Source organism: Acidovorax sp. M2(2025), assembly GCF_049330835.1.
In the GTDB taxonomy this organism is placed as follows: Bacteria; Pseudomonadota; Gammaproteobacteria; order Burkholderiales; family Burkholderiaceae_C; genus Acidovorax.
This window is the reverse complement of the sequence record NZ_CP186262.1, coordinates 4,399,200-4,420,339: the sequence shown is the minus strand read 5'-3', so window position 1 is coordinate 4,420,339 and position 21,140 is coordinate 4,399,200. Positions and strand designations below refer to the sequence as shown.

General features: G+C 64.3%; 23 protein-coding genes. All 23 read left to right on the top strand.

From position 1 onward, the window contains the following. Positions 1-10 precede the first annotated feature (10 nt). Complete coding sequence (gene gspG / locus ACOYR3_RS20280) at positions 11-454, top strand: type II secretion system major pseudopilin GspG (RefSeq protein ID WP_422844099.1); 444 nt, start codon at positions 11-13, stop codon at positions 452-454. A gap of 23 nt (positions 455-477) precedes the next feature. Continuing rightward, entirely contained in the window at positions 478-1,002 is a 525-nt protein-coding gene (locus tag ACOYR3_RS20275; protein ID WP_422844098.1) for a GspH/FimT family pseudopilin, read from the top strand. Further along, entirely contained in the window at positions 999-1,457 is a 459-nt protein-coding gene (locus ACOYR3_RS20270; protein ID WP_422844097.1) for a type IV pilus modification PilV family protein, read from the top strand. The genes ACOYR3_RS20275 and ACOYR3_RS20270 overlap by 4 nt, the downstream gene beginning before the upstream one ends. Further along, a complete protein-coding gene (locus tag ACOYR3_RS20265) occupies positions 1,454-2,065 on the top strand; it encodes a PulJ/GspJ family protein (RefSeq protein ID WP_422844096.1) in 612 nt (203 codons plus the stop codon). The genes ACOYR3_RS20270 and ACOYR3_RS20265 overlap by 4 nt, the downstream gene beginning before the upstream one ends. Continuing rightward, positions 2,062-2,985: a general secretion pathway protein GspK gene (locus ACOYR3_RS20260; RefSeq protein WP_422844095.1), complete on the top strand. Its 924-nt coding sequence runs from the start codon at positions 2,062-2,064 to the stop codon at positions 2,983-2,985. The genes ACOYR3_RS20265 and ACOYR3_RS20260 overlap by 4 nt, the downstream gene beginning before the upstream one ends. Next, entirely contained in the window at positions 2,919-3,983 is a 1,065-nt protein-coding gene (locus ACOYR3_RS20255; protein WP_422844094.1) for a PilN domain-containing protein, read from the top strand. The genes ACOYR3_RS20260 and ACOYR3_RS20255 overlap by 67 nt, the downstream gene beginning before the upstream one ends. After that, positions 3,980-4,534 carry a type II secretion system protein GspM gene (gene gspM / locus ACOYR3_RS20250; protein ID WP_422844093.1) on the top strand — a complete coding sequence of 185 codons (555 nt, stop codon included), beginning with the start codon at positions 3,980-3,982 and terminating at the stop codon, positions 4,532-4,534. Before ACOYR3_RS20255 ends, gspM begins: the two co-directional genes overlap by 4 nt. Next, positions 4,531-5,046 (top strand): hypothetical protein, encoded by a 516-nt coding sequence (locus tag ACOYR3_RS20245; RefSeq protein ID WP_422844092.1) that lies wholly within the window; start codon positions 4,531-4,533, stop codon positions 5,044-5,046. Before gspM ends, ACOYR3_RS20245 begins: the two co-directional genes overlap by 4 nt. 33 nt (positions 5,047-5,079) lie before the next feature. Continuing rightward, on the top strand, positions 5,080-7,461 hold the full coding sequence (gspD, locus tag ACOYR3_RS20240) for a type II secretion system secretin GspD (protein WP_422844091.1): 2,382 nt from the start codon (positions 5,080-5,082) through the stop codon (positions 7,459-7,461). A gap of 75 nt (positions 7,462-7,536) precedes the next feature. Then, entirely contained in the window at positions 7,537-7,983 is a 447-nt protein-coding gene (locus tag ACOYR3_RS20235) for a hypothetical protein (protein WP_422844090.1), read from the top strand. 172 nt (positions 7,984-8,155) lie between these two features. Next, positions 8,156-9,055, top strand: a complete 900-nt coding sequence (locus ACOYR3_RS20230) for a hypothetical protein (protein WP_422844089.1) — start codon at positions 8,156-8,158, stop codon at positions 9,053-9,055. Between the two features lie 423 nt (positions 9,056-9,478). Further along, the gene (locus tag ACOYR3_RS20225) at positions 9,479-10,297 is read left to right on the top strand and encodes an FG-GAP repeat domain-containing protein (protein WP_422844088.1); all 819 of its coding nucleotides are present in this window, start codon (positions 9,479-9,481) and stop codon (positions 10,295-10,297) included. Further along, positions 10,294-11,214, top strand: a complete 921-nt coding sequence (locus ACOYR3_RS20220; RefSeq protein ID WP_422844087.1) for a peptidylprolyl isomerase — start codon at positions 10,294-10,296, stop codon at positions 11,212-11,214. The genes ACOYR3_RS20225 and ACOYR3_RS20220 overlap by 4 nt, the downstream gene beginning before the upstream one ends. Positions 11,215-11,377: 163 nt before the next feature. After that, on the top strand, positions 11,378-12,355 hold the full coding sequence (locus tag ACOYR3_RS20215; RefSeq protein ID WP_422844086.1) for a glycosyltransferase family 2 protein: 978 nt from the start codon (positions 11,378-11,380) through the stop codon (positions 12,353-12,355). 2 nt (positions 12,356-12,357) lie between these two features. Further along, on the top strand, positions 12,358-13,581 hold the full coding sequence (locus tag ACOYR3_RS20210) for a glycosyltransferase family 4 protein (RefSeq protein WP_422844085.1): 1,224 nt from the start codon (positions 12,358-12,360) through the stop codon (positions 13,579-13,581). Further along, the gene (locus ACOYR3_RS20205) at positions 13,581-14,501 is read left to right on the top strand and encodes an NAD-dependent epimerase/dehydratase family protein (RefSeq protein ID WP_422844084.1); all 921 of its coding nucleotides are present in this window, start codon (positions 13,581-13,583) and stop codon (positions 14,499-14,501) included. Before ACOYR3_RS20210 ends, ACOYR3_RS20205 begins: the two co-directional genes overlap by 1 nt. Then, positions 14,498-15,328 (top strand): ABC transporter permease, encoded by an 831-nt coding sequence (locus ACOYR3_RS20200; protein WP_422844083.1) that lies wholly within the window; start codon positions 14,498-14,500, stop codon positions 15,326-15,328. The genes ACOYR3_RS20205 and ACOYR3_RS20200 overlap by 4 nt, the downstream gene beginning before the upstream one ends. A 4-nt stretch (positions 15,329-15,332) precedes the next feature. Then, complete coding sequence (locus ACOYR3_RS20195; RefSeq protein WP_422844082.1) at positions 15,333-16,568, top strand: ABC transporter ATP-binding protein; 1,236 nt, start codon at positions 15,333-15,335, stop codon at positions 16,566-16,568. After that, positions 16,565-17,464: a lysophospholipid acyltransferase family protein gene (locus tag ACOYR3_RS20190; protein ID WP_422844081.1), complete on the top strand. Its 900-nt coding sequence runs from the start codon at positions 16,565-16,567 to the stop codon at positions 17,462-17,464. The genes ACOYR3_RS20195 and ACOYR3_RS20190 overlap by 4 nt, the downstream gene beginning before the upstream one ends. Next, the gene (locus tag ACOYR3_RS20185) at positions 17,461-18,471 is read left to right on the top strand and encodes a class I SAM-dependent methyltransferase (RefSeq protein WP_422844080.1); all 1,011 of its coding nucleotides are present in this window, start codon (positions 17,461-17,463) and stop codon (positions 18,469-18,471) included. The genes ACOYR3_RS20190 and ACOYR3_RS20185 overlap by 4 nt, the downstream gene beginning before the upstream one ends. 18 nt (positions 18,472-18,489) lie before the next feature. After that, on the top strand, positions 18,490-19,140 hold the full coding sequence (locus tag ACOYR3_RS20180) for an acyltransferase (RefSeq protein ID WP_422844079.1): 651 nt from the start codon (positions 18,490-18,492) through the stop codon (positions 19,138-19,140). After that, the gene (locus tag ACOYR3_RS20175; RefSeq protein ID WP_422844078.1) at positions 19,137-19,844 is read left to right on the top strand and encodes a lytic transglycosylase domain-containing protein; all 708 of its coding nucleotides are present in this window, start codon (positions 19,137-19,139) and stop codon (positions 19,842-19,844) included. Before ACOYR3_RS20180 ends, ACOYR3_RS20175 begins: the two co-directional genes overlap by 4 nt. 148 nt (positions 19,845-19,992) lie before the next feature. Continuing rightward, the gene (locus tag ACOYR3_RS20170; RefSeq protein ID WP_422844077.1) at positions 19,993-21,096 is read left to right on the top strand and encodes a glycosyltransferase family 4 protein; all 1,104 of its coding nucleotides are present in this window, start codon (positions 19,993-19,995) and stop codon (positions 21,094-21,096) included. Positions 21,097-21,140: the final 44 nt, after the last annotated feature.

The window sequence follows — 21,140 nt, the reverse complement described above, 5'->3', positions numbered from 1 at the left end:
CAAGTTTGATATGAATATGAAGAGTTTGGGCCGCTTCGGTGCGGCGCGGGTGCGTCGTTCTTCCGGCTTTACCCTGATCGAGTTGCTGGTCGTGCTGGTCATCTTGACGCTGCTGGCAGGGCTGGTGGGGCCCAAGGTGCTGGACCAGCTGGGCGGCGCCAAGTCGAAGACGGCGCGCGTCCAGATCGCGGAGCTGGAGCAGAGCCTGGACCTGTTCAAGCTGGATGTTGGCCGGTACCCCACGGACGCCGAGGGCCTGCGGGCCCTGGCCGAGCGTCCCGGTACGGCGCAGGGCTGGAACGGCCCTTACGTGAAGAAGGGCCTGCCGCCGGATCCCTGGGGCGCCGCATACCTCTACAAGAACCCTGGCCGCAATGGCGGGCCGGACGTGTTCACCCTGGGTGCCGACGGCAAGCCGGGCGGAGACGGCGAAAACTCGGACGTCTACAACTGAGCCTTCTTTCCTGCCATTTTTCCGTGCAGTGGCTTCCTGGTTTGTTTTGCGCGTGCCCGTCGTCGCGGGCACCTTCGCGCCGTGGCGCCGGCTTTACGCTGCTGGAGCTGTTGATCGTGCTAGTGGTGGCCGCCATCGCGGCCACGGTGGCGGGCCTGAGTGGCCAAGCCTACCTGGACCGGGCGCGGTACAGCCAGACCGTACGGGACCTCGCCAGCCAGCTCCAAAGGGCTCGCACGCTCAGCGTGCAGGACGGGCGGCCCGTGACGGTCAGCTACGAGCCGGGCAGCCGCCAGCTTTTGGTGGATGGTGCTCCTGCCTTGCAGGTGCCGGAACCCTTGTCGGTGCAATGGCAGGCCGTTGAGCGCGGCGCCCGCGCGCGCCAAAACGCGCCGGAAGCTGCAGGGCAACCCATCTTTGTCTTCAATGCCGACGGTGGCGCCCGGGGCGGCCGGATCGCTGTGCTGCGGGGGGCGCTGGGCACTGCTTTCCACGTGAACTGGCTTTTCGGAACGCTGGAGCAAACCGCAGCTGCGGCGCAGTCATGAGCAACGTCGCGCTGTTCCTTGGCTCCGCCGCACGGCGGCTGCCTCTTGCACTACGGCTGTCGTCTGCACGCAGGGCGCAGGGCTTCAGCCTGCTGGAAGCACTGGTGGCGATGGCCATCGCCTCCATCGCGCTCGCCAGTCTTTACCGCAGCGTGGGGCAAGGGTCCAAGAACGTGGTGGACGTGGAGGCGCGCGTGCAAGCCACCTTGGTGGCGCGGTCGGCGCTGGCGGCAGGAACCTTCGCGGAAGACCTGATACGACAGGACTCCGGCCAGTCCGGCCCGTGGCAATGGCATATCCAGGTGTCGCCGGACCAGGTCCCGGTGGTGGAAGAAGATGGCCGCCCCGCCCCCGGCGGGCCTTTGCATGCCGCCAGGGTGACGGTGGAAGTCCGCAAGGACGGCGTGCCGGTGTCCACCTGGACCACCTGGAAACCCTACAGGGCCGCGCCATGAGCCGCACCGTGCGCACCCCGTCCCGGGGCTTTACCCTGTTGGAACTGCTGATCGGCCTGGCTGTCACGTCGGCCGTGGTGGCGCTCATGTTCGCAGGGGTGGGGGTGATCGGGCGTTCCGAAGAGCGCAACCAGCGCGTGATCGAGCGCACCGACCGCATGCTGGTGGTCAGCCAGTGGCTCGGGCGCAAGTTTGATGCCTTGCGCCTGCTGAGCCGGCGCAACGAGAACACTTTTGTTAACTTTTTCAGCGGCAATGCGGCCGGCCTGCTGTGGGTGGCTCCATTACCGGAGCGGGGCGAGGCGGGCGGGCTGTACGTGTTCCGCATGAACCCCTTGCGCCACGACAACGGCAGCGTGGACCTGTCGGTGGAGGCGGTTCCGTACGATGGCGCCCTCATGGACCTGGACTGGAAGCAGGCCTTGCGTGAAACGCTGATGGCCGATGTGCGCACCCTGCAGTGGCACTACCAGGACGGGCAGACGGGTCAATGGACGCAGCAGTGGGACGCTGCCAAGCCTGCGTACCCGGCACGCATCCGCCTGGACATTGGCGATGCGCAGGGGGACTGGCCTCCCCTGATATTTCCTTTGATCCGGGCCCGATGATGACCGAACCCAACAAGGCCCTGCGCAGCAGGGGGGCGGCATTGATCCTGGTGCTGTGGCTGGTGGCAGCGTTGTCGCTGGTCGTCATGGCCAGCGCACGGGGCATACGCCAGCAGACCCTGCGCGCCGGGCTGGACCTGGAGCGGTTGCGGGCGGAGTCCGTGCTCGATGCCGCGATGCAGCTCACGACGCAGCGCCTGATGGTGGAGCGCGGACCGGAGAGCCGCTACCGAATCCAGCGCCAGTCCTTCGGTGGGCAGGAGGTCTGGGTCGAGGTCACACCATCGGGCGGCCTGGTGGATGTGAACGTGGCCAGCGAAGCCCTGCTGCAAGCCCTGTTCCAGCGGGCGGGTGGCCTGTCTGCGGGCGAAGCGGCCATCATGACGTCCCGCGTGCGCGACTTCATCGACCCGGACGATACGCCGGGAGGCGTGGGCGGGGCGGAGGCGGCGCAATACCGTGCGGCCGGCTGGCCTTCTCTGCCGCGAAATGGGGCCTTGGACGACCTCTCCGAGCTGCGCTCCGTGCTGGGAATGACCCCAGAGCTGTATGAGATAATCGCGCCCCATTTGGGTATCAACGGGCAGCAACGCATCGAGATCGATTCAGCTCCCCCCGCCTTGATCGACGCCCTCACAGGGCAACCTGGCTTGGGGGTGCGCATTCAACATTCCCCACCCGAAAACCGGGCCGGCGTGCTCATGAGCGGAGCCGCTGCCGAGTTCTTTTCGCCTGCCCGCTCGAGCGGCGGCCAGACGATGCGCCTCAGGGCGTATGTTCGGACCGAGGGGGATCGATGGTGGCAAAGGGAAGCATGGGTTGACCTCGGAGAACGGCCTGGCGGATCGACGCCTTGGACGATGCTCTCGTTGGAGCCGACGCGCCGCTTAAACAAGTCGGAACAGGAATTCAAGCCATGACAGGTTGGGGGCAGCTCTCTCTTCGCGCACAGACCATGCTGGACCGCATAGGCTGGGGCTTTGGCGATTTCAAACGGGTCTTGATGGAACATGGCGCCTGGCCCGCCTTGTCTGCAGCGGCCGTCGCGGCGGATGGCACGCGGTGGTCTGTTACTGGCACGCGCGCCCGTCCGCGGTCGGGCAGCGGCAAGGCCTCCTGCCTGCTGGTGGGGGAGTCGGATTGCCTTTGGGGCACGATGCAGTTGCCCGACATGCCGCGGCGCGCCCTGGCCGGAGGCATCGATGAGGCCTTGTGGCGGGTATCGCCCATGCCGCCGGAACAGATTGTGGCGGCCTGGCATGCCGAACCTCAGGCCCAGGGCGGCTGGTCGGTCGAGTGGGGCATGTGCCGACGCAATACCCTGGCCCAGCAGTTGGAGCAGCAGGGACTGTCCGAGAACGCCCCGGTGTATCTGGTGCGCCAAGGGCGGGCCTATCCCGTGCGCGCAGCGGCATGGCGAAAGCTGGACGCCCGCCAGCGCTGGATGGACTGGGGTGGGATGGTGCTGGTGGTGCTTGTGCTCGCCGCGTTCTCGCTGCCGGCATTGATGCCCTTGGTGCTGAAGCGCCAGGCCGTCGTGCGCGCGGTGGAGCATGTCAGCATGCTCGAGCCCAAGGCGGGCCCGTTGCGCCAGAAGATGGACGAACTGCGCCACCAGGCCGAATTGGCGGAAGAGCTGCGCAAGAGCGTCAACGCGGATTTGCCGCTGGCCAGCGTGATCGAGGCACTGTCCACGTCGATTCCCTCCGACGCCTGGCTGGACCGCATTGAGGTCAACGGCAGCGAAATCCGGGTCACGGGCCTCACGGGCAACGCCTCCGAACTGATCGGGCACCTGGGACGCCAGCCCGGCCTGGCCGATGTGCGAGCCACGGGGGCCAGCGTGCGGGACGCAACCCTGAACAAGGAGCGTTTCACCTTTGAAATGCGGTGGCGCGGCGAGGGAGCAAAACCATGAAGATGAACGTGTGGCGCCGCCGCTCCATGGTGCTGTTGCTGGTGCTGTTGGCCGGGGTGCTGGCGGGGGCGGCACTGGCCTACAGGGCTCTCTGGGTTCGCTATGACAACGCGCTGCAGCAGCTGGAGCCCCGCAGTGAGCGGCTGGAGGGGGTCGTGAATGCCGGCGACGAGATCGAGACGCTGCTCGGCGCGGCCAGTGGCGCCGTGGCGCCCATGCTTCACCCGGCGGGCGAAACCGCGCAAAACGACGTGCAGCAGAAACTGCGGCAATTGATCGTCGCCTCCGGCAGCACCCTGGTGTCCTCGCAGGTGGCATTGGAACCGGGGGAGGGCGGGAAGCTCGCGCGCATACGCCTTACGGCAACGGTCAGTGGCGAGTGGGTCAAGCTGGTGGGCTTCATGGAAAACTTGCAGACGCACCGCCCGCCGTTCTGGGTGCGCACCGCCAATATCACGCGTGAGGGCACCGCGGCAGGGCCGGGCCCGCAAAACGCTCGGCTGACGTTGCAACTGGAGGCTCCGCTGGCGCCAGAAAAGGCCAAGCCATGATCAAGTCTTGGTACCTGGGCCCCATCGTGGGAGTGGCTGCGTTGGCCGCCAGTGCGTACTGGTGGAATGCCGAAAAAGACCGCTGGTCCCCGCCCGCACCGCGCAAGCCGGATCTTCCAAAGGTCGAGCCCATGCCGCAGGCGATCAAGGTCCGCGCCAAGCAGGCCGTCGAACGGCCCGTGCTGTGGTCCGCCCGGCGCCCTGTAGCGGTGGAGGAGAAGAAGACCAGCCTGGTGACGGAGCTGATGCAGTCCCGTCTGACGGCTGTGTTCGAGTCGGGCAAGGAGCGCGTCGCCGTGTTGCAGCGTGCCGACGGAAGCACGCTCAAGATCACCGCGGACACCAAACCTTGGCGCATCGATTCTTTTGACGGCCGCAAGGCACTTTTCATCTCGGCCGATGATCAGCGGGTGGAGCGCCCGCTGGAAGCCGGGAGCGCGCCGCCGCCCGCGAAAGCCGGCGGCAGCCCCGTCGGAGAGCGGCAGCGCCGCCCCGCACCCAACAATCGGTAAGCCCTTGCGGTACACCTTTCCGGAGCAATTTCTATGAACATTCGGCCATCCATCCTCTTGCTGGCGCTGCTGGCTTCGGGCTGTGCCAGCACGCAAGGTGGGCCGGCTGCCGCGCCGTCCTCTCCCGCGGATACCAAGACTGCGGCGGCTGCGGCAGCAGTGCCCGCTGCAGCGCCAGCATCTGCGGTGCCTGCGGCCCCGAATCCCGCGCCGGCAGATGCCGCCGCCAAAGATTCGGCCAAGGACCCAGCCAAAAAGCCGACCACTTCCAACAGCAAGGTGTTCCCGGGCAACGACCAGTTCGTCAAGGGTGATGTGGCACCGAAAGTGGACCCCGTCCTGGCGCGTGGCGACAAGGTTTCCCTCAATTTCGAGAACGTCACCGTCGCCAATCTGGCCGTGGCTTTGCTGGGCGACCTGCTCAAGCTGAACTACACCATTGATGCGGGCGGGGATACCGTGGTCAGCCTGAGCACCCGGCAGCCGTTGGCGCGCAACCAGGTGCTGGACGTGCTGGACGCCGTGCTGCTGCCACACGACTTGGCCATCGTCCGCGACAACGCCGGCGTGTACCACGTGACCAAGCGCACGGTCACCATCGGCGCGCGGCCGGTGGTGGGGTCTTCCAAATTCAAGGACCTCGCGGGCGCGGGCACGGTCATCGTGCCGCTGAACCACATTGCCGCGGCCGAGATGGCCAAGATCCTGGCGCCCCTGGCGCCGCGAGAAGCCATTGTCTATGTGGACTCGATGCGCAACCTGCTCGTGTTGCAAGGCAGCAAGGCGCAGCTGGGTGGCTGGCTCGAAATGGTGGAAGCCTTCGACGTCGACTTCCTCTCCGGCATGTCTCTGGGCGTCTTTGTGCTGGAAAACGCCAATGTCAACGTGGTGCGCGATGCGCTGCAGGCCATGCTGGGTAACGACAAGTCGTCCGACCCCTATGGCGGCGGCGGTGCTTCGTCGTCGGGCGGAGCCCCCGCAGGCGCAGCCGGCGCTGCGGGCAGTGGAGGTGCAGGCGCCGCCAGCAGCATGGGCGCCCAGATCGCCAACCCGCTGGGCGGGCTGATCCGCCTGTTCCCGGTGGAGCGCCTCAACGCCATCGTGGTGGTCACGCCGCGCAGCCATCTGTTGGCCCAGGTGGAAACCTGGATCCGGCGCCTGGACCGGCCAACCGATGCCATGGAGGCTGGATTGTTCGTCTATCCCGTGCAGAACGGTTCCGCGCTGCAACTGGCGGAAATGCTCAACGGCTTGTTCAGCGGGCAGTCGGGTTCAGCGCGCTCTGGCGGGGTGGCAGCGGGGTCTGCGCCGACGCAGTTTGGGCAAGGGGGCGGCTTGGGGACCGGGACAGGCAGTACAGGTGTGCTCGGAAATAGCGGCAGCACAGGGTCGGGCACCAGCCCCATGGGCACCGCGTTCGGCGTGACAGGCAACAAGACAGCCTCGAATAACACATCGCTCACATCAACCAGCCAGTTGGAAGGCAATGTGCGCGTGGTTGCTGACGAAAAGCGCAACGCGCTGTTGATCCGTGCGCCGCGCACTGAATACCGCCGGATCGAGCAAGCCCTGCGCGAACTGGACAAGGCCCCGATGCAGATCCTGATCGAAGCCAGCATTGTGGAGGTGAGCCTTACGGGCAATCTTGCCTACGGTATGGAGTGGTACCTGCAGAACAGTCTCAGCAATGGACGTGAGGGGCAGGCGTTGTTAAATATGAACAACAGCGGTTCGATTGCTGCCAAGCAACCGGGCTTTTCTTACACCATCCTCAACAAGGCGAATGTGGTGCGCGCCACTCTCAACGCCCTCAGTGAGAAATCCCAGGTGCGGTTGCTATCTAGTCCCTCGGTACTGGTCTTGAACAACCACAGTGCCACCATTCAGGTCGGTCAGCAGCAGCCGATCAAATCGTCGACTTCTGTTACCACGGGCAATTTGGTCACAGAGTCCATCGTGTACAAAGACACTGGCGTCCTGCTTTCTGTCACCCCGTCGGTTAATGCGGGAGGTTTGATCACCTTGGACATCTCTCAGCAGGTGACCGATGTGGGTGAGGAAGACACCACGACAAAACAGCGGTCTTTCCAGACGCGGCAAATTCAGACCCGTGTTGCTGTGCGCTCGGGCGAACCCATCGTGCTGGGGGGGTTGATCCGCGAAAACGACAGTGGGTCTCGTGCTGGTGTGCCGGGGCTTGCAGATGTTCCGTTGTTGGGTGCCCTGTTCTCGACCACGACAAATAAGCGTGCTCGCACAGAACTGCTGGTATTGATGACGCCGCGAGCCCTGGAAGATGACGACCAGCTCCGCTCTGCCAGTGCTGAGCTGCGCGAACGCATGCGTTCTCTGGCTCTGCAGGCTCAGCCCATGGGCGTCAAGCCGGCAGACACCCCGCTGCAACCGTGGCGTTGAAAAGTGTGCAGGGGCGGATCACGTTGTTCTCGCCCCACACATATATATAACGATAGTCAACCAGGAGATTCATTCATGACAACAACTATCAGCCGCCGTCATCTGATCCTGGCGGCACCGGTGCTGATGACGGGCCTGGGTGGTTGTGCAGCCACCAGCGGCGTTGCCGCTTCAGGTGAAGGAGGCGAGGCGGCGCTGCTCGAGCGCGCCAAAGCCTACTGGGCGCTGATCCGCAAAAACGACCGCGTGGCAGCCTGGGCCTATGAGGAGCTTTCCAAGGACCCGAGCGCCACCCTGGAGGCCTACCTTAAGCGTGGGGGCATTTCGTACGAAGCCGTGGAAGTGCGTGGCGTGAAAAGCACTGACGGCGATCGCGCCATTCTCAATGTGTGGGTCCGGTACTCGCTACCCCTGCTGAGGGTGAAGCGGCAGGAATCCACCGTCGAAGATGAGTGGCGCAAGATTGGTGGCGTGTGGCACCATGTGCAGCGCCGCAGTTCGTTCTTTCCAACACCCGAGTGACACTTCGTTGTTTGAGTGCAACAAACAAGCATGCGTTGGGTTTCTGGTGGAAATTGGTTGAAAAAATCGAAGGTATCAGTATAAGATTGCACCAACCCAAACGGAGTACGGATGGGTTGCAGATCCCGCACAGGGTGGGAAAGCTTCCTTCAATTATCTAAGGACTGAGAAGATGAAAAAATTTGCAATGGCAGCCGTTGCAGCCGCTGCGCTGAGTGCTGGTGTGGCGCAGGCGTACACCGTGGGTACGTTCAGCAATGGTCTCGTTGTTCCCAACGTGATCCACAACGGTGACGCCGACACCACCGCTGTCGGTATCATCAACCAATCCGCCGGCACTGTTGGCGTGTTCTGGACCTTCTTCGATGCGAACTCCAACCACGTCACCGACGGTTGCTTCGCAATGACCGCTAAGGACTACGAGCCCTTCATCTGGTCGCAACAGTCTGGTACCGGCCTGGCTGGCACGCGTGGCTACCTGGTGTTTGCTGTGGGTGCTAACACCGCAGCTGGCAGCGCTGCTGCTGCTTGCGCTCCCTCCAACGCTGTTGTGCCTGCTGCCGGCTCTACCGGTCTGATCAGCGGCAACGCATTCCACGTGAACGCTGCTGCTCAAGACGTGGCCTTTGTGCCCGTGATCGACGGCAACCTGACGTTCTCTGCGCCCTCCACGGATCTGACGAACCTGGGTCCTGACAGCCTGGTTGGCGTTGCAGGTGCACGTTCGCTGACCACGCCTGCTACGTTCAGCATGCGTTACGCTGTGGACGGCACCCTGAACGCTGGCCTGGAAACTCGCATCGTTGTGTGGTCGACTGGCGATCAAAAGGGTACGCACACGGTCAACATGTACGATGCTGCACAGAACCGCAAGTCTGTGAACTTCGCACTGGCTGAGTCCGAACTGTCGTTCTTCAACCCTGAAACGATCCCCGGCCGTCCTGCCAACTTCACCGATGGTTTCATCGAGTGGACTCCTACGTTCGCTTCCACGGGCGCTGCGTTCACGTACAGCCTGATCACCGCTCCTGCTTTCGGTGCAACGCAATCCGTCCTGGGTTCGCACAACTAATTTTTCTCTCATGCTGCGGCGCCCTGGCGCTGCAGACTAGAGAAAGATGCGATTTGGTGATGCCCTGCGGGGTGTTGCCAAAAAAAATGGCGCCATATGGCGCCATTTTTTTTGGCTTCTGGAGGTGCTATGCAATTGTTCCGTTCTGTGCGCTTGGGCTGTTTGGGGTTGGCTGTCTCGGTACTTGTGGGTTGTCAGGCACTGCCAACTTCTGAGCCTGCGACTGATTCATCCCCCCCAGCGGCACAGGCACCTTTAGGTGGAGCTGCTCGTATCAAGCTGGAGGCTCCCATGGCGTGGGGAGGCGAAGCCCGGTGCGCGGCCACCACTGGTTGCAGATTAATCCTTGTTGAGCATGAGGAGGGGCGGGTGGCGTTGCACCAGGTTGGGGGGCGAAGCTCGCGACTTCTGGATCGCCAGCCGGTGGCCTATCATCCGGACTCCGCCAAATGGCTGTCCGACAATCTGGTGGTGGCCGCAGTGGAAAACGCGGGAAGCTTGGATTTTTTCCGTGTTGAAAATGAGCGCTTGGTGCGCATTCACCAAGCGCATGTCGGGTTTGCGCCTCGCGATGTCATCCTGGTCAGTGCGTCACAGGGTCACTACAAGTTGTTGGCCACGCCCTACGGGGGCAAGGAAGTCGCTTGGGTTGATTGGTACGAAGACAACCGGGCGGCGGCCTCTGTCAAGAGAACACGCTGGTGCGAGGCGCCTTGGCATCCAGTGCGGCTGAGCCAGCTTCCAGCGGCGCAAGGCGCAGGGTTTGCCGCCGCATGCCTGGATGACCGGAAGGTCGTGGCGGTGTCGGAATCCGATCCCCTGGCACCTCCACGGGTGCTCGCGAGCTTCAATGCTGTGGCGCGCCAAGCGCGGCCCTCCCCCTCGGGGCAGTGGCTGTATGTGTCCCTGGAGACGGGGGGGCGCAATGCGCGCATCCATATGCAAACCGGGGAACTCCAATGGATCGCATCCCCTCTGACCGGCAGCGTTGCAGTGGCACCTCTTTCGGATGATTTGGTCGCCTGGGGAGAAGACGGCAAGTTGTACCTCCAGCGGCTGGATGCTGACGGCAAGGTGGTGGAGACGCGATGGATCAAGACCAGTGGTTTTTCCACGGGTCTGCAGTTGATCGATCTGGACGGGGATGGTGAGCGCGACGTGGTCGTGCTCAACTCTGCAGATCCTGTAGCGGATGTGATCTATGGGCCGTTGTGGGACCGCGCAGCCGAACGTTTGAAATGAATCGCTCTTTCTTGAATATTGCTATGCGTAAATTTTTGCGGAACGGGACTTTGGCTCGAATGGCTGCAGTTGCTCTTCTGTCAGCGGCAGTCTCGATGGCTTCGGCCGCCGAGCCGTTGGTGAAGCTCGCCAACGGCGAATCGATCACCCAGGAAGATGTCTCTGCGTATCTTGAGCGGAGAGTAGACCTGCAGGGCACGGCACGGAACGTCTGGGGGCTTCAGACTGCGCTGCGTGAAATGGCATTGGTCCGGGCCCTGACGCTAGAGGGCGCCAGTCTGGGCGTTCCGCGGGAAGCGGGAAAAAGCGATCTGCGGTTTGACGATGTGTATGCGCAAGCGATCTACACCAAGCTTGCTCCTGCTTGCAAGCCACCTGCAGACGAAGCCGAATCGCGCAAGTTCTTCAAGGACCATCCCCAGGCTTTCCGCGTGCCGGCAATGGCTCGGCTCAGTCGAGTGATCCTTCCGGCCTCAGAAAAAGTGGAAGGTGAGCCTGCTGCTGCATGGCTGATGAAGGAGGCGGAAGCCGTTGCTTCGGGTAAGAAAACGTTTGAGGACTTGGCCAAGCAAGCTGAGGGGATCTACAGGCTGGATCCTCAGGGTGACCTCGGTTGGATCACGCTGTTTGAGGAGGATGTGAGCGTGCTGCGCGTCTTGGCTGCCGCCAAGCAGGGAGAGATGGTGGGCCCGGTGCGCGAGGGTGACTTCGCCTACCTCTTCAAGGTCAACGAAAAGCGCGACGCGCAGCAGCTCGGGTGGGACGCTGTCGCTATCTCGGTGCCGACCCGGGCGGTCACGTTTTGTCGCCAGGAAGCCAGCAAAAAAATTCGCGAAGACCTGTTCAAAAAGTATGGCGTAGAACTGGACGGTGCCGCTATTCGGGCCCTGTTTACGAAACAGTCTGCAGCAAAATAATTGGCGCTGCGAAGGGTTGGGCCTGTTGCGGGGTGGGTTCGGAAAGGGGCTCACATTACAATGGTTGGTTTTGCAGATTGACCGCAGCCATGCGCCTCACCGATGCCGTGGGCTCACCGTCCGGGAAATTCCCCGGGCACGATCAGCGACCACCCACTAGACAATGACTGACATACGCGCCTCCGTATTGATCCCCGTCAAGAACGGAGGGCCCTTTCTGGGCAAAGTGCTGGACACGGTGCTGGCCCAAGAAGCGCCATGGCCTTTCGAGGTTCTGGTGATGGACTCCGGATCTTCCGATGGCTCGGTGGAGTGTGCCCGGCAACGTGGCGTGCGGGTGGAAACCATCCCCGCCTCCGAATTCGGGCATGGGCGGACGCGAAACCAATTGGCTTCGATGGCCCGGGGTGAGTTTCTGGTGTTCATTACCCAGGATGCGCGGCCGGCCAGCCCCCATTGGCTTCGCAACATGGTGCAGGGCTGTGACGCACAGCCCGACGTGGCGGGGGCTTTCGGTCCCCATCGCGCACATCCCGAAGCGCGGTATGTGACCCACAAAGAACTGGATCAGCACTTCGCAGGCTTTGGCGACACGCTCTCGGTCGTTCGCCTGGAAGACCGCGCGAGGTTTGCCAGCGATCCCGGGTACCGCCAGTGGCTGCACTTCTTTTCCAGCAACAACTCCTGTATCCGGCGGTCGGTTTGGGAGCAGTTGCCCCTGCCTGAGGTGGCATTCGCCGAAGACCAGACTTGGGCACTGCGTGCCATCGAGGCGGGCCATGCCAAGGCTTTTGTGCCGGATGCCGTGGTCTACCACTCGCATGACTTTGGGGTGTGGGAAACGCTGCAGCGCAATTTCGACGAGGCGCGTTCGTTCAACCGCTATTTCGGCTATCGCCTGCAGGGCAGCTTGGCCCAGGCGTTGAAATCGGTCGTGTACCTGGCCCGGCGGGATTTCGGGTGGTTGCGCAGCGGGGGCTTGCGTGGCTGGCGCTTGCTCAAGGATGGCTTGTACATGGCGTTCATCGAAATGGCCCGCGTGGCGGGGCAATTTCTGGGCACGCGGCACGAGCGCCTGCCGCAGTGGCTGTTGCGTTCCATTTCCCGCGACGAGCAGTTGCAGCGTGCGGGAGGGGCCTGACCATGGGCTGGAATCTCCGGCAGAAGGTTTGGCGCGTGAAGGAGATGGCGCGCAAGGAAGGCGTTTTTGCCGCTCTGCGCGCGGTGGTGCGGCGCTTGCGCCAGGGGCCCGCACACCAGATCAATGTCTTTCGGCACTATGAGTTTGCCCTGCCTTACGTGCTTCCCGTCCAGTCTGGCCAGGCTGCGGTGGGTACCTTGTTGTGGTTTATTCCGGACTTCAACATCGGTTCCGGCGGGCACCTGAACATCTTCCGCACCATCTGGCACCTGGAGCAGATGGGGTACACGTCGACCATCGTGATTGCGACACCGGTGCGGCACCACGAGGCGGATGTGGCGCGCGAAGCCATCCGGGATCATTTTTTCCCGCTGCAGGCCCAGGTGTTGCTTGGTACGAATGCACTTCCTCCGTGCGAGTTTGCAATAGCCACGGGATGGGATACGGCCTACGCCGTGCGGGCTTTCGCTGGTGCGACCCGGAAGCTGTACTTCGTGCAGGACTACGAGCCCCACTTCTATCCGGTAGGAACGGAGTCGGTGCTCGCGGAAAATACTTACCACTTCGGATTCTTTGGCGTCACGGCAGGAGGCTGGCTTGCCCACAAGCTGTCGCAGGACTATGGAATGGCCACGCACCCCGTGGGCTTTGGCGTGGAACTGGACCGGTACCGCCGTTTGCCGCGCCGCGAGCCGAAAATCCGCAGGGTGTTCTTCTATGCCCGACCGCCCACGCCCCGCCGAGCGTTCGAACTCGGACTTCTGGTCCTGAATGCCGTGTGGGAGCGCATGCCCGACACGCATTTCGTCTTGGCAGGATGGGATACGGCGGCGTACCACATTCCCTTTCCGCACCTTGCCTGCGGGACTTTGGCCCTGGATGATTTGCCGGATCTCTACAGCCAGTGCGATGTGGCGCTGGTGCTGTCGTTGACCAACGCTTCATTGCTGCCCCTGGAACTCATGGCATGCGGTTGCACCGTCGTCTCCAACCGCGGGCCGAACGTGGAATGGCTGCTCGACGACAAGGTGGCTGTGCTGGCCGAATCGTCGCCGGAAGGCCTGACCGAAGCAGTTTGTGAGTTGCTGCGGGACGACGCGCGACGCCAGGCTTTGAGCGCCAGGGGAGAAGCCTTTGCGCGCGCGCAGACCTGGGATGCCGTTGCCCAGGAGTTTGAGGCCGCCTTGCTGCATGCGCGTGGCGAGGGTCAGAAAGGCACACCTTGATGCGCTGCGTGATCCTGGGAGGCGCGGGCTTTCTCGGCCGCCACATCGGCCGGGCCATGGCCGACGAAGGTGCCCTGGTGTGGTCGGTGGACCGCTGCCCGCCCGCAGACGTCCGCGCGCCCTGGCTGGCAGGGGAGGTGCAGGCCGATTGTTTTGACCTGGCCTCCTGGTGGGACCAGGTGGGCGGCGCCGATCTGGTGGTCCACCTGGCGTCTTCCACGGTACCGGCTACGGCCAGCGAGGACCCCATCCGCGACGTACAGACGAACCTGGTGGGTACGCTGCGCCTCCTGCAGGACTTGCGCCTGAAGGCGGCGCGCCCCCGGCTGCTGTTTGCTTCGTCCGGCGGGGCCGTGTATGGCCGGCCGCAGGCGGTGCCGTTGAGCGAATCCCATCCGACTCTGCCCATGGGAGCCTACGGCGCGACCAAGCTGGCCATTGAGCACCACCTGCGTATCGAAGAGGCGCAGCATGGCTTGCCAGTGCGGATTCTGCGCCTGAGCAATCCTTACGGCGAATGGCAGCAGCCCCACGGGGTGCAGGGCGTGATCGCGGTGTTTGCGCACCGCGCGCTCCATGCGCAGCCCCTGTATGTGTGGGGAGATGGTTCCGTGGTGCGGGATTTTGTCTATGCCGCAGATGTAGGCCGCGCGTTTGCCGCCGCGTCCCGCCACGAGGGCGAGACGCGGATCTTCAATGTGGGTGGCGGAACCGGCCACAGCGTCAACGACATCGTGGGTATCCTTGAGCAATTGCTCGGGCGCAGGGTAGAGCGCCGGGTGTTCCCCGCGCGCCCCTTCGACCCTCCGGTGAACGTGCTGGACATCTCGCGTGCGCGGGATGAGTTGCACTGGACCCCGACGGTGGCCTTTGAAGACGGTGTGGCCCGGGCGGTCGAGTGGCTGAGGACGGTCGCATGACGTTGCCAACGCCAACATCCCGTTCCACGGCTGTGTCGTCGGCCACGCCCCGCAATCCGCGCCAGCTGTGGGTGCTGTGGCGCTACTGGATGATGCGGGAGTTCAAGACCCGCTATGCCGGCTCCGTGCTGGGTTTTGCCTGGGCCTTTGTGCAGCCGCTGGCCACGCTCGCGATCTTCTACGTGCTGTTTGGCCTTGTGCTGGCCGTGCGCGTGCCGGGGCTGGCGGCTGACAATGGCTATCTGCTGCATCTGCTGGCGGGGCTGGCGGTGTGGTTGCCGTTCACGGATGCCATCGGCCGGGGCGTAGGAAGCCTTGCCGCGTACGAGGACTTCCTGCGCAAGCAGCCCATGCCTGCGGAGATATTGCCTGCCGTATCGGTCGGCGGCAGCCTGCTGGTGCTGGGCATTGGCTACGCATTGCTGCTCGTGCTGTCCCTCGCGCAGGGCGTGGGGCCTTATGCCTCGATGGCATGGCTGCCGGTGCTGGTGCTGGCGCAGATTGTTCTCACGTTTGGCCTCACTTTGCTGCTGAGCATGGCGCACTTTCTCTGGCGCGATGTCGGGTCCATGGTGGCCTTTGCACTGCAACTGTGGTTTTACCTGACCCCGGTGGTGTACCCCCTGGCCCAGGTGCCGGAGCGATTCCATCAATGGTTCCTGCTGAATCCGCTGGCCTGTCTGGTGCTCATGGTGCAAAGCACCGTGCTGCATATGCCGGCGCCGGCCGGCACGCCGGTGGCGCTGGCGGTGTGGGTTGTCCTGCTGGGCGGTGGGGGCTGGTGGTTCTTCCGATCCATGAAATCGGCCTTGGGCGAGGCCTTGTAACGCCATGACCATCCGGTTCGAAGGTATCGAAAAGACCTACACGGTCTATGCCCGTCCCCAGGACAGGCTCTGGGAGTGGGTGACGCGCACGCCGCGCCACCGGGTGCACGTGGCCCTGACCGGCGTGGATTTTGAGGTCCGCGCGGGAGAGACGTTCGGCCTCATTGGCGAGAACGGCGCGGGCAAGAGCACCCTGCTGAAGATTGCCGCCGGGACCATCCGCCCCACGCGCGGGACGGTTTCGCACGAAGGCCGGGTGGCAGCGCTGCTTGAGCTGGGGGCCGGCTTCCACCCCGAGGAGTCGGGCTATGACAACATCCGCTTCATGGCGGCATTGCACGGCCTGGAGGGCGAGCCCATGGAGGACTTCGTTGTCCGGGCGACCGCATTCTCCGAACTGACCCGTGAGACCCTGGAGCGGCCGGTCAAGACGTATTCGTCCGGCATGTTCATGCGCCTGGCGTTTGCCGCGGCGACTGCCATCGACCCGGACGTGCTGATCGTGGACGAGGCGCTGTCTGTCGGCGACCTGCACTTTCAGAAGAAAAGTCTCGACCGCATTCTGGGATTGCGCGAGCGGGGCGCAACGGTACTGTTTTGCTCGCACAACCTTTACCAGGTGCGCAGCCTGTGCCAGCGGGCCGCCTGGATTCATGGCGGCCATGTGGAAGCGCTGGGCAGCACCGAAGATGTCGTGACCGCCTACGAGGCTCATGAGCGCCGGCGCTACGCCCATTTGCGCGCGCAGGCGCCGTCTGCAACGGCTTCTGAGCAGGCGACAACGCCGCTGCAGGCGAGTGCCGAGCCGCTGGCAGCCAGCACACCTCTGGTCAAGATCGTGCGGATCACGACCGAAACAGGCGATGGCGTCAATCCGGCCCAGGTCGATTCGTTCCAGGATCTTTCCGTCGAAATCGAAGTGGAGGCTTACACCGATGCGCCCTTCCATGTGGCGGTCTTCATCGTGCGGCCGGACAAGGACAATGTTTTCGGGACCGGAACCCAATTCCGCGGGCCCGGTGCTGCGCTGCGAGGCGTGGGCGTGCACCGTGTGCGCGTGAAGTTCCCGCGCTTGCCCCTGTTGTCGGGCGAGTATCTCTGGAGCGTCTATACGCTGGATGACACGGCGATCCAGATGTTGGACATGGCGGAACTGGTGCAGCCCTTCACCGTTTTGAACATGCGCAATACCGAGTTTGGCTTGGTGGCCCTGGACCATGAGTGGGTGGCGGTTGAATGAGCCACGACTGGAGGATGCAGTGGGGCTACCCCGGGCTGGCCGGCTTGCCCGGAACGTTGCCCTGGAAGCTGGCGCCATACTTGGGACGCGACCCAGGGGAGGCGCGCCGGGCCACGGAAGATTTCTTGTGCATGCGTTTCGGTCAGGTGTTTCCGGAGTCCACACCCACGCAGCGTGCCGAGTGGGCCCGGGCCCACATGGATATGGTGGCCTTGGAGATGATGGACGGCATTGCCTTGCACCGGCTTGGCGGGGTTAACGGCCCGGCCATTGAGCTTGCTGGCTGGGAGCACGTGCAGGCATTGGCGGAGCGTAAAACGGGCTTCATCGTCGTCCTAAGCCACTTTGACCGGCTCATGACAAGCTTGGTGGCGCTTGCCCGCCAGGGGTTGGTGATGAACGCCCTGACGATGCCGGTCCTGGACAATCCTGATCTGAGCCCGGTGCACCGCCGGTTTCTGACCCGCAAGGTCAACAACCTCGTCAGCGTTATCCACGGGCAATACCGCAGCACGAGCGAGAGCCTGCGTCCGGTGCACGAAGGATTGCTGGCGGGAGATGTGTGGATTATTCTGGCGGATGTCTGGCAGCCGCATTTCGGCCGCTTGCGCAAGCACCCCTTCCTTGGCGGCGAAATCAGCTTGCCCACTGGCATTGAGCGCTTGGCAAAATCCACGGGCGTTCCCTTGGTGCACGCCATCACCTATTCCCAGGGGGCATCACGCTTGAAAGTAGAGGTGGACCCGTTGCCGGAAGATCCCAAAGAGGCGGTGGACGCCGTGATCCAGCGGTTGGAGAAAGACGTCCGTGCGCGCCCCTGGGCATGGTGGCAGTGGGGCGTCTGGGACCACATGTGGCGGCGCGCCGGGCAGACAGATGGGGAGGAGAGGCTTTGACGGATATTGGCAGATACAACTACGCCTTCGATCCCGACGGAGAGGAATGGGCGGCACGACTGTTGCGCCGTGTGCCGCCGGACGCGGGCTCGGTGCTGGAACTCGGCCCGGGCCCCGGTGCCATGACCCGTGTCTTGCGGTCGCGGGGGCATCGGGTGACCGTGGTGGAAAACGATCCTCAGGCCCTGGAGGTGCTGCGAACGCTGGATGTGGAGATCATTTCGGGGGACCTGGAAGGCACCGGATGGCTGGACACGATTGCAGGCCGGCGTTTCGATACCGTGCTGGCCTGCGATGTGCTGGAGCATCTGAGGCGCCCCGAAGAGGTGCTGCAGCGGCTCGGCGACCTGCTGGCGCCCATGGGGCGCGTGGTGATCTCGGTGCCGAACATCGCCTATGCCGGGGTCCTGGCGTCAATGCGCGGCGGGGTCTTTGACTATTCGGACAAAGGTCAACTGGACCGTACGCATGTGCGTTTCTTCACCAAGCGCAGCCTGGAAAAGATGCTGCTGGACTTGGGCTGGGCGCCGCGGGGCTGGGAGGCCAACCGGGTGCCTGTTGAGAGCAGCGAATTCGCCGGCTATTGGAGCGCCCTGTCGGGCGACCAGCGCCAGGCGTTGCTGGCGGGCTGGCAGGACTTTGATGCGTACCAATGGATGGTTGTCGCCACGCTGGCCGCGGACGCACCCCGGTGGGAGCTTGTGGAGGCGCGGGGCGACGTGGACAAGCTGCGTGAGGAACTACAGGCGTTGACGGTGGTGCACCAGCGCGAGCGTGCCTCGCTGCTGGAGCACCAGAAGGCCTTTGCCGAAGCCAAGGACGCTATCGCAAAAATGCAATCGGAGATTCGGGGTCTTTGCGCCGACATGGAAGTGCTGCGGGTGGAAAAGCGAATGGTTGAAGCCGAGTTGGCGGCTTTGCAGGCCCAGCCCCAACCAGAGCCGCCTCCCCAGAATCCCTGGGTGCGGCGGTGGAACAGGCTCCTGGGCCGTTCGGCTGGGCATTGACGGCGCCGGAGCACACGGATGTTGCTGGGGATTCCTGATTTTGTCGCGACCCATGTGGGCATCGACAGCCTGGGCGCGGAGTGCCGAGTCGATCCGACGGTGTCGGTCATGCGGTTCGGAGAGCGGGCCGGCGTGGTGGCGCTCGCGGAGGGGGTGAGCCTCTACGCGCAAACCCGTCTGGTGCTGGGGGATGTGGTGGCAGACCCTTGCGTAGGAATACGGATCGGGGCGCGCACCATTGTCAATGTGGGCTGCTACCTGTCCGGCGAGGGGGGGCTCGAGATTGGCGAAGATGTACTGATCGGCCCCCACGCAAAGCTGCTGTCTGCGGGCCATGCGATCGATGAAGGCGATGCCATCATTGCGCGCAACCGCATTACCCGCGGAACGATCCGCGTGGAAGACGGCGCCTGGATCGGCGCGGGCGCCATTGTGCTGGAAGGGGTGACCATCGGCCGCGGCGCAGTGGTGGCCGCGGGCGCCTTGGTGCGGCAGGATGTGCCGGCGGGCATGGTGGCGGCAGGGATGCCTGCACGGCTGGTTCGGTCGCGCCGTGGGGATGCCTGGCCGGCGGCGGTGCCGGTCCCTCAGGAGCCGGCGTCGGGGTTGCGCCGGATGCGCGCGCTGGTGCGGGATGTTGTATGCAAAGGACGCAGGGTTTCCAAATGACGTCACAGTCGCTGTTGCGCCAAGACAAGGCAGAGCGGGGAGTTCGCCACCGGCGTACCGCGCTGCGCCGGTGGGGCGCGCTTTGCCTGGCGCTGCTGGCCGGCCTGACGGCCCCGTTCGCCTGGGCCAACCAGATCTGGGAGTTTGTCGACGGCGATGGTGTGACGCACATCGGCAATGTTCCCCCGTCGGCGGCCGCTTCGCGTGGCGTGGTGTGGCTGGGCCAAGTGCCTGCCGCTTCGTTGAAGGGTAAAGGCGGCAGCGTTTCCGCCACGCGGCTACCGGGCTATGAAGACGTCAAGCAGCATCTGGAGGACGCGGCCGCGGCGCAGTCGCTGGATCCTGCCTTCGTGATTGCCGTCGCGGCGGCGGAATCGGCCTTCAATGTCAAGGCGGTCTCCCGCAAGGGCGCGTTGGGGCTCATGCAGGTGATGCCGGCGACGGCCGAGCGCTACGGTGTGGCGGCGCGTCCCTCCTCTGCCGGCGAGCATGCTGCGATGGAGCCCAAGGTGAACGCGCAGATTGGCACCCGCTACCTGGCGGACCTGCTGCGAATGTTCGATGGGGACAAGGAACTGGCATTGGCGGCCTACAACGCCGGGGAAGGGGCCGTGCTCAAGTATGGCCGCCAAATCCCGCCCTACCCGGAAACCCAGCAGTACGTGGAAAAGGTCATGCGGTTCTATCGCAGCCTGCTCCGGTAGCCCCGGCCTCTCCTCCCGTGGCTGCTTCTTTGCATCTATTGCTGCCCACCTGCTCTGACCGGGTCGGGACGGCTCTGCCGGGTCGCGGCGCGAGCGTCGAACAGGCTCTTACAGGCGCCCACTTCACTGCGAGTACCATCGGCCGCTCATGATCTGGTTATCCGTGGTGGCGTTCATCGTGGCGGCTTTGGCTGCAGGTTTCATCGTGCGATGGATGCGCAGCCATGCTTCGGTGTACGGCAACGGGATGCCGCAGCGCTTCCATCTGGGGGACGTTCCGCGCCTGGGCGGCGTGGCCCTGCTGATGGGGATTGCGTTCGGCTGGGGCCTGGGCGTGCTGCAATCGCTGCGCTGGGGGGACCCGGGCTCGCTCAAACTGGGCTGGTGGGCGTGTGGCTGGCTGGTGGCGCTGTTGCCGGCCGCACTGGGCGGGATTGCCGAAGACATGACCCAGCGCCTGTCGGTGCGCTACCGCCTGAGTCTTACCGGCGCCTCCGGCGTGCTCGCGGTGCTCCTGCTCGATCTGGCGTTGCCGCGCACCGGCTGGCCCTGGCTCGATTCCCTGCTGGCCGCGGCGCCCTGGCTCGGGATGGCCATCGTGGTGCTGGCGGTGGCGGGCTTGCCCCATGCGTTCAACATCATCGACGGGTACAACGGACTGGCGGGCATGGTGGCGTTGATCGTCTGCCTGGCGCTGGCCCACGTGGCGTTGCAGGTGGGCGACCGGGCACTGGCGGCGCTGCTGGTGTCCACCGCGGCGGCCACCGGGGGCTTTCTGGTGTGGAACTACCCCCGCGGCATGCTGTTTGCCGGCGACGGCGGAGCCTACGTGTGGGGCGGGGTGATCGCGCTGGCCAGCATTTCGCTAGTGCAGCGCAACCCGGACGTTTCGCCGTGGTTTCCCATGCTGCTGTTGATCTATCCGGTGTGGGAAACCCTGTTCTCGATCTACCGCAAGGCGGTGCGCGGCGTGTCCCCCGGCGTGGCGGATGCCCTGCATTTTCACCAGCTCATCTACCGGCGCATCGTGCGCGGCGTGTTCCACGACGACGAGTCGCGCCGCGTGCTGATGCGCAACAACCGCACCTCGCCCTACTTGTGGGGCTTCACCCTGCTCACCGTGGTGCCGGCCGTGCTGTTCTGGGGCAACACCCCCTTGCTGATGGCGTTCTGCTGCCTGTTTGTCATCAGCTACGTGATGGCGTATTTCGCCATCGTGCGCTTCAAGGTCCCGAGCTGGCTGCGCCACTGAGCGCCCCGACTGCCTGCCGCGCCCGCCGGGGGCATGCCCTGGGC

What these genes read in the sequence shown, in the direction of transcription:
- ACOYR3_RS20230 (WP_422844089.1), top strand. Translation starts at nt 8,156, where the DNA reads ATGAAAAAATTTGCAATGGCAGCCGTTGCAGCCGCTGCGCTGAGTGCT.
- ACOYR3_RS20170 (WP_422844077.1), top strand. Translation starts at nt 19,993, where the DNA reads ATGATCTGGTTATCCGTGGTGGCGTTCATCGTGGCGGCTTTGGCTGCA.
- ACOYR3_RS20195 (WP_422844082.1), top strand. Translation starts at nt 15,333, where the DNA reads ATGACCATCCGGTTCGAAGGTATCGAAAAGACCTACACGGTCTATGCC.
- ACOYR3_RS20260 (WP_422844095.1), top strand. Translation starts at nt 2,062, where the DNA reads ATGATGACCGAACCCAACAAGGCCCTGCGCAGCAGGGGGGCGGCATTG.
- ACOYR3_RS20220 (WP_422844087.1), top strand. Translation starts at nt 10,294, where the DNA reads ATGAATCGCTCTTTCTTGAATATTGCTATGCGTAAATTTTTGCGGAAC.
- ACOYR3_RS20190 (WP_422844081.1), top strand. Translation starts at nt 16,565, where the DNA reads ATGAGCCACGACTGGAGGATGCAGTGGGGCTACCCCGGGCTGGCCGGC.
- ACOYR3_RS20270 (WP_422844097.1), top strand. Translation starts at nt 999, where the DNA reads ATGAGCAACGTCGCGCTGTTCCTTGGCTCCGCCGCACGGCGGCTGCCT.
- ACOYR3_RS20235 (WP_422844090.1), top strand. Translation starts at nt 7,537, where the DNA reads ATGACAACAACTATCAGCCGCCGTCATCTGATCCTGGCGGCACCGGTG.
- ACOYR3_RS20245 (WP_422844092.1), top strand. Translation starts at nt 4,531, where the DNA reads ATGATCAAGTCTTGGTACCTGGGCCCCATCGTGGGAGTGGCTGCGTTG.
- gspM (WP_422844093.1), top strand. Translation starts at nt 3,980, where the DNA reads ATGAAGATGAACGTGTGGCGCCGCCGCTCCATGGTGCTGTTGCTGGTG.
- ACOYR3_RS20210 (WP_422844085.1), top strand. Translation starts at nt 12,358, where the DNA reads ATGGGCTGGAATCTCCGGCAGAAGGTTTGGCGCGTGAAGGAGATGGCG.
- ACOYR3_RS20175 (WP_422844078.1), top strand. Translation starts at nt 19,137, where the DNA reads ATGACGTCACAGTCGCTGTTGCGCCAAGACAAGGCAGAGCGGGGAGTT.
- gspD (WP_422844091.1), top strand. Translation starts at nt 5,080, where the DNA reads ATGAACATTCGGCCATCCATCCTCTTGCTGGCGCTGCTGGCTTCGGGC.
- ACOYR3_RS20215 (WP_422844086.1), top strand. Translation starts at nt 11,378, where the DNA reads ATGACTGACATACGCGCCTCCGTATTGATCCCCGTCAAGAACGGAGGG.
- gspG (WP_422844099.1), top strand. Translation starts at nt 11, where the DNA reads ATGAATATGAAGAGTTTGGGCCGCTTCGGTGCGGCGCGGGTGCGTCGT.
- ACOYR3_RS20205 (WP_422844084.1), top strand. Translation starts at nt 13,581, where the DNA reads ATGCGCTGCGTGATCCTGGGAGGCGCGGGCTTTCTCGGCCGCCACATC.
- ACOYR3_RS20265 (WP_422844096.1), top strand. Translation starts at nt 1,454, where the DNA reads ATGAGCCGCACCGTGCGCACCCCGTCCCGGGGCTTTACCCTGTTGGAA.
- ACOYR3_RS20200 (WP_422844083.1), top strand. Translation starts at nt 14,498, where the DNA reads ATGACGTTGCCAACGCCAACATCCCGTTCCACGGCTGTGTCGTCGGCC.
- ACOYR3_RS20180 (WP_422844079.1), top strand. Translation starts at nt 18,490, where the DNA reads ATGTTGCTGGGGATTCCTGATTTTGTCGCGACCCATGTGGGCATCGAC.